This window comes from Cryobacterium sp. 10C3, from assembly GCF_034314285.1.
Classification (GTDB): domain Bacteria; phylum Actinomycetota; class Actinomycetes; order Actinomycetales; family Microbacteriaceae; genus Cryobacterium; species Cryobacterium glucosi.
The window spans coordinates 3,656,726-3,669,223 of sequence record NZ_JAVIWF010000002.1; the positions used below are offsets into that span (position 1 = coordinate 3,656,726).

Sequence of the window (12,498 nt, forward strand, 5' to 3'; positions counted from 1 at the left end):
GTCGCTCAACCACCGCAGAGTAGGTGTCACAGGCAAGCAATGACGCAAACCCAAGGAGACAGCATGACCGAGAACGCAGCCCGCCCCGGCGACCAGACCCAGACCGCCGCCGAACTCGCCCTCGAGTGGGCGGCCGACGCACGCTGGAACGGTATCCGCCGCGACTACACCGCGGAGGATGTCATCAGCCTTCGCGGCTCGGTCCGCGAGGACCGCACTCTCGCCCGCCGCGGCGCCGAGAACCTCTGGAAACTCATCCACCAGAACGGCACGGCGGAGAACCCCGAGTGGGTGCGCGCCCTCGGCGCCCTCACCGGCAACCAGGCCGTGCAGCAGGTGCGCGCCGGCCTCAAGGCGATCTACCTCTCCGGATGGCAGGTCGCCGCCGACGCCAACCTCTCCGGCCAGACCTACCCCGACCAGTCGCTCTACCCCGCGAACTCCGTCCCCTCGGTCGTGCGCCGCATCAACAACGCGCTGCTCCGTGCCGACCAGATCGAGTCGAGCGAAGCAGCCGCGAACGGCGGAACCGGCACCGGCATCGACTGGCTCGCGCCGATCGTCGCCGACGCCGAGGCCGGCTTCGGCGGCCCGCTCAACGCCTACGAGCTCATGCAGTCGATGATCGAGGCCGGAGCGGCCGGCGTGCACTGCGAAGACCAGCTCGCGAGCCGAGAAGAAATGCGGCCACATGGGCGGCAAGGTCCTCGTCCCGACCGGCCAGCACATCCGCACCCTGAACGCCGCCCGTCTCGCAGCGGATGTCGCCGGCGTGCCCACGATCATCATCGCGCGCACCGACTCCCTCGCGGCCACGCTCATCACGAGCGACATCGACGAGCGCGACCAGGAGTTCCTCACCGGCGGGCGCACCGCGGAGGGCTTCTACGACACCCAGAACGGCATCGACGTCGTCATCGCCCGCGGTCTCGCATACGCGCCGTACGCCGACCTGCTCTGGGTCGAGAGCTCGGAGCCCGACCTCGAGCTCGCGCAGCGCTTCGCCGCCGAGATCCACGCGCAGTTCCCCGGCAAGAAGCTCGCATACAACTGCTCGCCCTCGTTCAACTGGAAGTCGCACCTCGACGATGCCCAGATCGAGGCGTTCCAGCGCGAGCTCGCGAAGGCAGGCTACGCCTTCCAGTTCATCACCCTCGCCGGCTTCCACGCCCTCAACCACTCGATGTTCACCCTGGCCAAGGACTACTCCGAACGCCAGATGAGCGCATACGTCGAACTCCAGGAGGCCGAATTCGCCTCCGAGGCAGACGGCTACACCGCCACCCGCCACCAGCGGGAGGTCGGCACCGGCTACTTCGACAAGATCGCCACCGCGCTCAACCCCAAAAGCGCGACGCTCGCCCTCGTCGGTTCCACAGAGGCCGAGCAGTTCTAACCCGATCCACGCCTGACCCGTCTCACCCCGAGCGGATGCGGCCACCCGGCCGGCCGCATCCGCTCACCGCCCCGAACACCTCGACCTCACCCTCCAGAAGGAGAAACCCCATGAATTCCCCCTGGCGACGACCGACACGGTCGCCCCGACCACGAACACCGGCAGCTTCGCCATGATCCAGCCGCACCTCGAGGTCACCGGAGACCTCGGTGCCCGCTACGACGAGATTCTCACGCCCGCTGCGCTCGACTTCGTCTCGGAGCTGCACGACCGCTTCGCGGGCACCCGCCACGACCTGCTCGCGACCAGGCTGCGGAAGCGCGTTGACGCCGCCAACGGGCGCGACCCCGGCTTCCTCACCGAAACGGCGCACATCCGTCGCGACCCGAGCTGGCGCGTCGCCGGCGCGGGCCCCGGCCTCGAAGACCGCCGCGTCGAGATCACCGGCCCGACCGACCGGAAGATGGCCATCAACGCGCTCAACTCCGGTGCCAAGGTCTGGCTCGCCGACCAGGAGGACGCCACGAGCCCCACCTGGGCCAACGTCATCGAGGGCCAGATCACCCTGTTCGACACCGTCCGCGGGCAGCTCGACTTCACGAGCACAGAGGGCAAGGAGTACACCGTCACGGGAGACGCGACCGGCGCGACCCCGACGATCGTGATGCGCCCGCGCGGCTGGCACCTCGTCGAGAAGAACATCAGCTTCGTCGACCGGGCGAACCGCACGATGAACGCCTCCGGCAGCCTCGTCGACTTCGGACTGTACTTCTTCCACAACGCCCAGCGCCTGATCGAGGGCGGCAGCGGACCGTACTTCTACCTGCCGAAGCTGGAGAGCCACCTCGAGGCCCGGCTCTGGGACGACATCTTCAGCCACTCCGAGGACGCGCTCGGCCTGCCGTACGGCACGATCCGCGCGACCGTGCTGATCGAGACGATCCAGGCCGCCTTCGAGATGGAGGAGATCCTCTACGAACTCCGCGACCACTGCGCGGGCCTCAACGCCGGCCGCTGGGACTACATCTTCAGCATCATCAAGACCTTCCGCGCCCGCGGGCGCAGGTTCGTCTTCCCCGACCGCAAGCAGATCACGATGACCGTGCCGTTCATGCGCGCGTACACCGAGCTGCTCGTCTCGACCTGCCACGGCCGCGGCGCGTATGCCATCGGCGGCATGAGCGCCTTCATCCCGAACCGGCGCGACCCGCTTGTCACGGAACGGGCACTCGAGCAGGTCGCTGCGGACAAGAAGCGCGAAGCCGGCGACGGTTTCGACGGCACCTGGGTCGCCCACCCCGACCTGATCCCGACCGCCCAGGCCGAGTTCGATGCGGTGCTCGGCGACAGGCCGAACCAGCTCGACCGTACCCGCGACGACGTCAGCGTGACCGCCGCGGAACTGCTCGACGTCGCATCCGTCGGCGGGCAGATCACCACCGCCGGCGTGCGCGACAACATCACGATCGGGCTGCGTTACATCGAGTCCTGGCTGCGCGGCGTGGGGGCCGCGGCGATCGACAACCTGATGGAGGACGCCGCGACCGCGGAGATCTCCCGCTCGCAGGTGTGGCAGTGGATCCACGACAACTCGGTCACCGCCGAGGGCGTGCGCATCGACGGACCGTGGGTGGACGGCCTGGTCGCCGAGGTGTTCGCCGGCCTGCCCCGCACTCCCGGCGACCGCTTCGACGACGCCCTGTCGGTCTTCCGCACCTCGGCGCTCGAGCCCGAGTTCCCGACCTTCCTCACCGTCGGCGCATACGCCCGCTACCTGTAGCGGTCCGTCCCACCTCCGCGAAAGCGGGTGAATCGTCGTTCTGACCGCTGGTTAGCGACGTTTCACCAGCTTTCGCGGGCCGGCGGGGTCGGTAGGGTGGGGACGTGATATCGATACGAACGGCGGGGGCGGCGGATGCCGGGGTGCTCGCCGAACTCGCGGCTGCGACCTTCGCGCTCGCGTGCCCTCCGCACACGACTCACGAGGCGATCGCGGCCTTCGTGCGCGACGTTCTCTCAGAGTCGAACTTCGACGCCTACCTCGCCGACCCCGGGCGGATGCTGTTCCTCGCCGAAGACCCGGAGACCGGTCTTCCCCTCGGCTACACCATGCTGATCTTCGGCGAGCCCGGTGACCCTGAGGTGCTCGCGGCCATCGGCATCCGCCCGACCGTCGAGCTCAGCAAGTGTTACCTGCGCGCCGAAAGCCACGGGCGCGGAGTGGCCGCAGCGCTCATGACGGCGACACTCGACGCCGCGCGGGATCGCGGCGCGCGGGGCGCCTGGCTCGGGGTGAACCAGGAGAATGCCCGGGCCATCCGTTTCTACGGGAAGCACGGCTTCGCGCGGGTCGGCACCAAGCACTTCCTGGTCGGCGACCGGTACGAGGACGACTTCGTCCTCGAACGCGCCCTCTGACCCGGCGGCTCAGGCCGAGGGAACCGGGGCGGGCGCCTTCGCGGCCTTGACGTACTCGTAGGCGGCCAGAGCCGCGCGCCGGGTCTCGCCGAGGTCGACGAGCGGAGCGGGGTAGGCATCCGTGCCGATTTCGGGCACGTACTCGCGGATGTACTCCCCGTGCGGGTCGAATCGCGCCGCCTGCAGTTCGGGGTTGAACACCCGGAAGTAGGGTGCAGCGTCCGCGCCCGTTCCGGCGACCCACTGCCAGCCGAACGGGTTGCTCGCGCCGTCGGCATCGACGAGGGTGTCCCAGAACCAGCGCTCGCCCACGCGCCAGTCCACCAATAGATTCTTGGTGAGGAATGAAGCGGTGACCATGCGTACCCGGTTGTGCATACTCCCGGTCTGCCACAGTTCGCGCATCCCGGCGTCGACGAGCGGAATGCCGGTGCGGCCCTGTTGCCAAGCCTCGAGCACGCGGTCATCGAGCGGGGGCCACGGGAAGCGGTCGAACTCGCGCTTGAGATTCTCGGTCGCGAGCTCGGGCGCGTGGAAGAGCACGTGATAGCTGAACTCCCGCCAGCCGAGTTCGGTGAGGAACCGCTGCGCGCTCGACGCGGTGGCGGCATCCGCCCCGCGGAGCACCCGCTGGGTGGCGTGCCAGACCTGGAACGGGCTCACTTCGCCCCAGCGGAGCCGCGGCGACAGGCGGCTCGTTGCGGCCTGGGCGGGGGCGTCCCGTTCGTCTGCGTAGCGCGCGAGCGACTCACGCAGGAACGTGTCGAGCGCCTCGGCGGCGAAAGCCTCGCCCGGCTGCCAGGCGGCACGGAGCCCGGCGGCCCAGTCCGGGCGGGTGGGCAGGAGGCCCCAGTCCTCGAGCCGGTCAGAGGGCAGTGTCCCCGACCCGTCGTCGATCGATTCCGGCGCCGGGTATGGCTCGCGCGGGGGCGGCCCGGCGACGCACGCCCGCCAGAACGGCGTGAACACCGAGTACGGGTTGCCCTGTCCCGTGCGGATCGTCCACGGCTCGAACAGCAGCGAACCGGCGAAGCTCCGGGCCTCGACGCCGTCGGCGTGCAGCCCGGCCTTGATCGCGGTATCGACCGCGCGCTCCGCAGCCCCGTAACGGCGGTTCCAGAACACGGCCCCGGCTCCCGTGGATGCCGCAAGCGTGCCGATCACATCGGTCGCCGGCCCGCGCCGGAGCAGCAGCCTCCCGCCGAGTGCCTTCAGTGAGTCGCCAAGCGCATGGAGGCTGCCGTGCAGCCACCAGAGGGACGCCCCGCCGAGCGGCCGGACACCCGGGGAGTCCTCGTCGAGCACGTAGACCGCGACAATCGGGAGCCCGCGTTCGACGGCCGCATGCAGCGCCGGGTTGTCGGCGAGGCGGAGGTCGTCGCGGAACCAGACGATCGTCGGCCCGGTGCCCGAGGCTGGGCTCACGCGCCCGTTCCCGAGACTCCGACATCGGAGATGCGGAGCACGATCTTGCCGCGGGTGTGGCCCTCTTCGATCAGGCGGTGAGCGGCCGGGCCTTCCGCGAGTTCGAAGACGTGGTCGATGTGGGGCCGCACCGCGCCGTCGTCGATCATCTTCGTGATCCAGTCCAGGGCGTCCGCGTCGGCCGCGACCTTGAATCCGGTGGCCCGCACGCCGGCGGCCTCGGCGTCCGCCTGCAGGGTCGGCCAGCTGCCGCTCGGCGCATTGACGAGCACCCCGTCGGGCCGGAGGATGCGGAGCGACCGCGTGCCGGTGTCGTCGTGCACATTGCCGATCAGGTCGATCACGGAGTCGACGTCGGCGAGCACCTCGTCGAAGCGGATGCTCGTGTAGTCGATGACCTCGTCGGCGCCGAGCTGGCGCAGGAACTCGGCGTTGCGGGGCGAACCGGTCGTGATCACGTACGCGCCGAAGGCCTTGGCGAGCTGGACCGCGAAGTGGCCGACGCCGCCGCTGCCGGCGTGGATCAGCATCCGCTCGCCCGGGGTCACCTCGGCGATGTCGACGACCATTTCCCACGCGGTCAGCGCAGCGACAGGCACGGCGGCGGCCTCGATGTGGCTCAGCGTCGACGGTTTGCGGGCGACGCTCATGCTCGAGACGGCGACGTACTCGGCATAGCTGCCCGTCGTGCGGGGGAAGCGGGTCATGCCGTAGACCTCGTCACCGGGCTGCAGAGGGAAGGCCTCGTACGGCGAGCTCACCACGATTCCGCTGAAGTCGTAGCCGAGCACGGCGGGGAATGCCGGGATCGCCGCCGCCACGCCCGAGCCGGCCCGGGTCTTCGCGTCGATCGGGTTGACGCCCGCGGCGACGACCCGCACGATGAGCTCGTCGAGCACGGGAATCGGCGTCGGCACGGTGTCCAGATGTAATTCCTCGGCCGCGCCGGTGCGGTCGATGACGAGGGCACGCATGGTCGGAGGCACGTTCGTTGCATTTCCCATGAGTCCATTGTCTCCCGGCGGGCACCGGGTGGACAGCCTGAGAAACCATCGGCCACCGGCCGGATTCGGTTAGGGACGTGACTCGATCTGGGGGTGCGAAAACGACGGATGTGCCTCACCTTGGGGGCTTGGAGGTCTGGATTTGCCGTGTCGCGCCGTCATAGTCTGTCCACATAAAGGGGGACCGAAGTCCTCATTTAGGGGGACCGTTCGAGTCGAGCTCCACCGGGTGACCGGCGTGGCTTTGGCCTGTATCCGGTGACCCGTTGCCCGAGTGGAGTTTCGCGCCGCACCCGAAGTGGCGCGATCCTTCCCGCCCGGGCAACGAACGAACTGTCCTTCCCACATTGGTCGGCCGAATCTCGGCCTGCAACTACCCTGATGCCCGTCGCGGCGTCGAAAAGGATCCATCATGAACAAGCTTCTCAAAGGCTCCCTCGCTGGCGCGGTCGGCGTGGCGCTCCTCCTCGGCGGTGCGGGCACCTTCGCCTCGTGGAACTCGACGGTGACCGCTGGTGGCGCTGCGACGATCGCGGCCGGCACCTTGTCCGTTACCGAGCCGACGCCCGCCGCGCCCGGAACCTGGACGAGCACGGTGGGAACGAACGCGCCGGTCCCGATCACGAGCATCGCGGCATACAAGGCAGTCCCCGGTGATGTTCTCACCTACACCAAGGTGCTCAACATTTCAGCCACAGGCGACAACCTGAAGGCGACGCTGTCCCTGAGTGGGGCCGCGATCACTGCGACGTCGTCGAGCACATTCGACACGAAGCTGGCGACGGCACTGAGCAGCAGCGCCGCCCTCACCGCCAACTTGACCGCCGTTACCGGTGGATACTCGGTCGTCAAGGGAGCGACAACCGTGACGGTCACAGCGACCATCACCTGGCCATTCGGCACCTCCGTCGACAACTCCGCCCAGGGCGGTTCCGTAAATCTCAGCAACTTCTCGGTCCTCCTGACCCAGATCTAGTCGGTCCCGCCGGTGCGTCTGGTCTCGGCCAGACGCACCGGCTTCCTAGCCTCAGAAACACTGTTGGTCGATGAATTGGGGTGCACATGTTTCCCCTCCAAACGTCTTCCCGCATGGTTCGGATCCAGTCAGTCCTTCGAAAAGGCCTGCGAGCCGCGACGCGTGTCCCCTCTTTTCGGACCATCGTCTCGACCGCGGTCTCTGTGGCGGCCGCGATCTGCCTTGCGGTCCTCGGCGCTGGTGGCTCATACGCATACCTCAATGCGAGTGCCCCGGTGTCTGCGGCCACGACCATCAAATCCGGCACCGCGACCCTGACCGTGTCCACTCTCACCCTGCCGACCAGCGTGCTCTACCCGGGCGTCACGGTCAGTGCCCCGGTCACCGTCACCAACGTCGGTAACGTTCCGCTCGCACTCCGGATCGCCGGATTCACTCCGCCGGTTCCGGCGACGACCCTCTCGGCGTCCCTGAGCATCGGCCTCTTCGTCGGTACCTGCCCGGTCGCGCCTGCCCCGACCTGGACCGCAGTCCTCAACACCACCCCGGTCGTCACGAGTCTGGGCAAGACCCTCCCCGTCGGCGGGTCCACCACCCTCTGCGTCTCCGTCACCCTGCCGCTGTCCGCCCCTGCCACGGCCCAGGGCCTCTCCGCCGCGAACTTCGGCATCGTCATCGACGGAATCCAGGCCTGAGCCATGTCCACCGTGCAGCGCCGCGCTCCTCGCATCCGTTCGCCCAAACGGATGCTGGCGCTCGCGTTCACCCTCTTCCTTACCCTGGCAGGCACGAGCGTCGCCCAGGCGAGCTGGACCGCGCCGGGGGTGACCGCAATCGCGTCCGTCACGGCCGGCAGCCTGTCCGTCACGCAGACCGGCTTCGACACGCTTGCCGTCCTGTATGACTCGAGCACGCTGTCGGTCACCAAGGTCGTGACCGTTACGAACAAGGGGAACATCCCTGCGCCGTACACGCTTACGCTGACTGCTCCCGCGACGACACTCGCGACCAGCGTCGACCTGCAGACCTGGCCCGTCGCCTCGGCGGCGTCCTGCTCGACCGGGGCGACCTCGACCAGTCCCACCGGCCAGCACTGGACCTCGGCACTGACCTTCTCCGGCAGCGGCGCGACCGCGCTCGCCGTGGGAACGTCCGCATACTTCTGCGTGCGCAGCACGATCACGCAGGCGCAACGCTTCGCACTCGTCGGTATCTCCGCAGTGCCGACCGTCACCCTCACCTCGAGCGTCGGCAACTGGGCGATCGCCCCGCTCGCCATCTACGCGACCCAGACGGTCGCGAACACCCTGACACCCGGCGCGCCCACTTCAACCACGACGGACCACACGGCGACCCTGACCTGGGCCAAACCCGCCGACACCGCAGCCATCATCACCTACCAGGTCTTCCGCAACGGGACCCTGATCGGGACGACGACGGCGCCCACGGTGACCTACACCGACACCGGGCTCGACGTCGGCACGGCGTACAGCTACACGGTCAGGGCCCTCGATGCGGCCGGCGATGCCTCGCCCCTGTCCACAGCTGCAGTCATCGCGACCGCCGGCCCCAATTCCGGGGCCTGGTACAAGGTCAAGAATGCGACGACCGGACTCTGCATCGACGGCGAGAACCAGTCGACGGCGGCCGGAACTGCGATGATCAGCTTCGGCTGCAAGTCGACCGGTTTCGACAACCAGTCCTGGAACTTCTCGAACCCTGCCGGTGTGTCTGCGGTGAAGGCGAAGTACGCCCTCAGCTCTTCTGGGATACCGGCAGGGGCGCCGCCGCCGGCCTCGCCGCACAACTCCAGAATGCCGGGACCTCGAACCAGAGCTGGCGCATCACGGCCGTCGGGGCTGTTGGAAGCGGTACCTACCGCTTCGTGAACGACAGCGGCCAGTGTCTCGACGTCAGCGGGCAGACCACCGCAACGAACAACATCCAGCTGGAGCAACAGCCGTGCGGTGTTCTCGGGCTGGCCAGCCAGACCTTCACCATGACGTGGGTGGGCTGACATGCGCCCGCACCCGATCCGGGGTCGCCGGGTCGCGGCATCCGCCCTCGGAATCGCTGCGCTCGCGATGTCACTCGCCGTTTCGGGCGTCGCAGCGCCGGCAAGCGCCTCGGCTGGCGCCACTCCGATCGCCCCCGTCGACCTGCTCCTCAGCACCGATGGCGTGACGTTCGCGACGACGCTCAACGCCGGCCTCTTCGACGGCCTCGGCCTGCTCGTCCCGCGCGGCAGCCAGCAGGCCGCCCTCTGGGTGCGCAACCCGACCGCCGCGCCGGCCGAGGTGCGGGTGAGCGCGCACAACGTGCTGCTCCCGTCCGGCGGATACGCCGATCACATCACTCTCGCCGCGTGGAACTCCGGAACCGGCGACACCCTCACCCGCACCCTCCGCAGGCTCGACAGCTGCGCGATCGTCGTGCCCTCGCAGCCGATCGCGGCAGGCGGAACGATGAAACTCGTCGTCACGTTCACGATGGCGGATGTCTCGGGGACTGTCGACCAGGGAGCGAGCGCGAGCCTGGGCTTGCTCGTGGCGATGCGGGATGCCGTTGCCGGCCCGTTCGCGGCAGCCCCGTGTGACGACCCGGGAACGGTCGTGCCGGCATTTCCCGGCGCTCCGCCGACGCCGGTGTCCCCGACCGCCACGACTCCGACGGCGTACCCGGCAGTCGTCGGCAGCGGAATCCTCGCGCACACCGGCGTCGAACCGCCCGCACCCGTGCTGGTCGTCGGCGGGTTGTTGCTCGGGATCGGCATCTTTCTCCTGCTCGCCCGCCGTCGCCGCCCTGAGGAGGACCGCGAATGACCGAGACCCGGATCGATCCGACTCCCGAGCGGGCGTTGGCGCCCGAACCGTCCGGCGACGCGGCGAACGGACCCGCGGCAGCCGTTCCCGCCACCCCCGACGGGCCACCCACGCCGGAGAAGAGCCTGCTGCACTACCTCGGCCTCGCGGCCAGTGGTGCGATCCTGCTCCTCGTCGTCGCCATCGCGCTGCTGCTGATCGTGGTGCCCAAGGCCACGGGGTCGACGCCGCTCACCGTACTGACCAGCTCCATGGAACCCACCCTGCCGCCGGGAACGCTCATCATCGTGCGTCCGGTCACCCCGGACGAGATCCGCATCGGCGACGTCGTCACGTACCAGATCCGCTCGGGGAGCCGGGCGTGATCACCCACCGGGTCACCGCGATCAGCTCGAGCTCCGAAGGCGGACGTACCTTCACCTTCAAGGGAGACAACAACAGCGTCGCCGATGCAGACCAGGTGCTTCCGGTACAGATCCAGGGGCGCCTCTGGTACTCCGTGCCGTGGGTCGGCTGGGTCAACAACGCCGTCAACGGCCAGAGCCGCAGCTGGATCGTGCCCATCGTCGCCGGGCTGCTGTTCGCCTACATGGGATACATGTTCGCGAGCGGCGCCGTGTCCGCGCTGCGCAAGCGCCGCCGCGCGGCCGCCGCCGTGGCCGCCGGGGCCGCGAGGATCGCGTCTACGCCCGAGCCTGCTGCGCCCGGGTCGCCATTGCGTTGAGCACGTCGATCAACTGGTTCGCGTAACCGACCAGGATCGCGATCTGGTCCTCGTCGCGTTCGATCCAGCGGCATTCCGGCTGCGACCGGATCGGCACGAAGTCCCGGTGCTGCTCCCAGACCAGCAGCGTGCGATCGGCGCCGAGCACGTACTGCTGCCACCAGACCTGCCGCATATAGGAGCGCGGGATGCTGCGCCACGCCTTGTTCGTCGTCTTGATCTCCGAGAGTTCGAGCGTCCGGGCATCCGTGCCCACGCCGTCGGGGGTCGCGAGGTGGCGGCGGTGGCCGGCGGCATGGAACAGGGTCGTGCTCGGTTCGATGCCGTAGTTGTCGAGTACCCAGGACGCGATCACGGGCTCGCGGGCGCGACCGTGGTCGGTGTAGGTGTTGCCGCCGAAGTTGCTGCCGTTCATCTTGTCGTTGGCCGCGTTCTGCACCGATTTGGGAGTGGCGAGCTTGGCGACATCCGTGGCCGTGATGCCCTGGTTGCGGGCGCGCATCCAGGCCGCCCAGTCCGTTGAGTCGCCGACGATGCGCAGCAGGTGCGGTGCGATCGCCGGCGCGGCGACTGCTGCGGTGACGGCGGCGACGGATGCTGCGGCTGCCGAGGAGACCGTGAGTGACCCTGCCGGCTCAAAAAGCGGGAGCAGGGTATCGGTCACCCTCCCCATTGTGCCAGCCGCGACCGCCGTTCCCGCCCAACCGATCCGTCGAATTGGTTGGGCGCGGGGTGCGAACGATGGGGCGGCAGGGGAGGGGCAGAGCGGGCGCGAACCCCATTCACAGGAGCGCCAAGGCCCCCGCATAGGCTTTTCATAGAAAGCTCGCGATACTGAGATCTATGAGCACACGTGAAACAGACCACTCGACCCGCGGGCCGCGTCTCCATAAGGCCGACGGAAGCCCCATTCGAGTGCTCGTCGTCGACGACGAACCCACGCTCACGGATTTGCTCTCGATGGCCCTCCGTTACGAGGGCTGGGAGGTGCGCACCGCAGGCGAGGGACGCCAGGCGCTGACCATCGCCCGCGAGTTCCGGCCGGATGCGATCGTGCTCGACATCATGCTTCCCGACATCGACGGCCTCCAGGTGCTGCAGCGCGTGCGCGCCGACGGCTATGAGACTCCCGTTCTCTTCCTGACCGCGAAGGATTCCCTCGACGACCGCATCGCCGGCCTCACCGCGGGCGGCGACGACTATGTCACCAAGCCGTTCAGCCTCGAAGAGGTCGTCGCCCGGCTGCGCGGCCTGATCCGCCGCTCGACCCTGGCCGTGTCGGACTCCGTCGACCCGCGCATCTCGGTCGGTGACCTCACCCTCGACGAGGACAGCTACGAAGTCTCCCGGGCCGGCGACGCCATCGAGCTCACCGCGACCGAATTCGAACTGCTCCGTTTCCTGATGCGCAACCCACGCCGCGTGCTGAGCAAGGCCCAGATCCTCGACCGGGTCTGGAGCTATGACTTCGGCGGCAAGTCCTCCGTCGTCGAGATCTACATTTCGTACCTGCGCAAGAAGATCGATGCGGGACGCGAGCCGATGATCCACACCGTGCGCGGTGCGGGGTACATGCTGAAAACCGCGTGATGACGCCGACCGACCGGCCGGATGCGCTCGACCCGGCTGACGCGGCTGACCCGACCCACGCGGCTGACGCGGCTGACGCGGCTGGCGCGGCCGGCGCGGCCGACCGGACTGACCCGTTCGGCCCGGCCGGCTCGACCGTCCGA

At 68.8% G+C, this 12,498-nt stretch carries 13 protein-coding genes and 1 pseudogene; 11 read left to right on the top strand and 3 right to left on the bottom strand.

Annotation, left to right across the window (positions count from 1 at the left end; all coding sequences use genetic code 11):
• The first annotated feature begins 39 nt into the window (after positions 1–39).
• The 3 genes and pseudogenes from aceA (at position 40) to RGU41_RS18410 (ending at position 3,814) form a co-directional block, all read left to right on the top strand.
• Positions 40–1,396: pseudogene (gene aceA, locus RGU41_RS18400) on the top strand (isocitrate lyase).
• 172 nt (positions 1,397–1,568) lie between these two features.
• The gene (gene aceB, locus RGU41_RS18405; RefSeq protein ID WP_322137037.1) at positions 1,569–3,176 is read left to right on the top strand and encodes a malate synthase A; all 1,608 of its coding nucleotides are present in this window, start codon (positions 1,569–1,571) and stop codon (positions 3,174–3,176) included.
• Between the two features lie 104 nt (positions 3,177–3,280).
• Positions 3,281–3,814, top strand: coding sequence for a GNAT family N-acetyltransferase (locus RGU41_RS18410; RefSeq protein WP_322137038.1), 534 nt, complete (start codon positions 3,281–3,283; stop codon positions 3,812–3,814).
• A 9-nt stretch (positions 3,815–3,823) separates the two neighbouring features.
• On the opposite strand, the gene RGU41_RS18415 is transcribed toward RGU41_RS18410, so the two are convergent.
• On the bottom strand, positions 3,824–5,239 hold the full coding sequence (locus RGU41_RS18415; RefSeq protein ID WP_322137039.1) for a deoxyribodipyrimidine photo-lyase: 1,416 nt from the start codon (positions 5,237–5,239) through the stop codon (positions 3,824–3,826).
• A complete protein-coding gene (locus RGU41_RS18420) occupies positions 5,236–6,243 on the bottom strand; it encodes an NADP-dependent oxidoreductase (protein WP_322137040.1) in 1,008 nt (335 codons plus the stop codon). The genes RGU41_RS18415 and RGU41_RS18420 overlap by 4 nt, the downstream gene beginning before the upstream one ends.
• A 412-nt stretch (positions 6,244–6,655) precedes the next feature.
• Here RGU41_RS18420 and RGU41_RS18425 point away from each other — a divergent pair, with 412 nt between their 5' ends.
• The 7 genes from RGU41_RS18425 to RGU41_RS18455 all read left to right on the top strand — a co-directional run bounded on the left by RGU41_RS18425 (position 6,656) and on the right by RGU41_RS18455 (position 10,765).
• The gene (locus RGU41_RS18425) at positions 6,656–7,219 is read left to right on the top strand and encodes an alternate-type signal peptide domain-containing protein (RefSeq protein WP_134446719.1); all 564 of its coding nucleotides are present in this window, start codon (positions 6,656–6,658) and stop codon (positions 7,217–7,219) included.
• Between the two features lie 203 nt (positions 7,220–7,422).
• Complete coding sequence (locus RGU41_RS18430; RefSeq protein WP_134558063.1) at positions 7,423–7,914, top strand: hypothetical protein; 492 nt, start codon at positions 7,423–7,425, stop codon at positions 7,912–7,914.
• Positions 7,915–7,917: 3 nt separating this feature from the next.
• Positions 7,918–9,108 (top strand): RICIN domain-containing protein, encoded by a 1,191-nt coding sequence (locus RGU41_RS18435; RefSeq protein ID WP_322137041.1) that lies wholly within the window; start codon positions 7,918–7,920, stop codon positions 9,106–9,108.
• Positions 9,105–9,236, top strand: coding sequence for a hypothetical protein (locus RGU41_RS18440; protein WP_322137042.1), 132 nt, complete (start codon positions 9,105–9,107; stop codon positions 9,234–9,236). Before RGU41_RS18435 ends, RGU41_RS18440 begins: the two co-directional genes overlap by 4 nt.
• Position 9,237: 1 nt before the next feature.
• A complete protein-coding gene (locus tag RGU41_RS18445; RefSeq protein ID WP_322137043.1) occupies positions 9,238–10,041 on the top strand; it encodes an LPXTG cell wall anchor domain-containing protein in 804 nt (267 codons plus the stop codon).
• Positions 10,038–10,406 (top strand): S26 family signal peptidase, encoded by a 369-nt coding sequence (locus tag RGU41_RS18450; protein ID WP_322137044.1) that lies wholly within the window; start codon positions 10,038–10,040, stop codon positions 10,404–10,406. The genes RGU41_RS18445 and RGU41_RS18450 overlap by 4 nt, the downstream gene beginning before the upstream one ends.
• On the top strand, positions 10,403–10,765 hold the full coding sequence (locus tag RGU41_RS18455) for a hypothetical protein (protein WP_322137045.1): 363 nt from the start codon (positions 10,403–10,405) through the stop codon (positions 10,763–10,765). Before RGU41_RS18450 ends, RGU41_RS18455 begins: the two co-directional genes overlap by 4 nt.
• Here RGU41_RS18455 and RGU41_RS18460 read toward each other — a convergent pair.
• Complete coding sequence (locus RGU41_RS18460; RefSeq protein ID WP_416173171.1) at positions 10,725–11,429, bottom strand: YqaJ viral recombinase family protein; 705 nt, start codon at positions 11,427–11,429, stop codon at positions 10,725–10,727. The genes RGU41_RS18455 and RGU41_RS18460 overlap by 41 nt on opposite strands.
• A gap of 179 nt (positions 11,430–11,608) precedes the next feature.
• Here RGU41_RS18460 and RGU41_RS18465 point away from each other — a divergent pair, with 179 nt between their 5' ends.
• Entirely contained in the window at positions 11,609–12,355 is a 747-nt protein-coding gene (locus tag RGU41_RS18465; RefSeq protein ID WP_134446731.1) for a response regulator transcription factor, read from the top strand.
• Positions 12,356–12,498 lie beyond the last annotated feature (143 nt).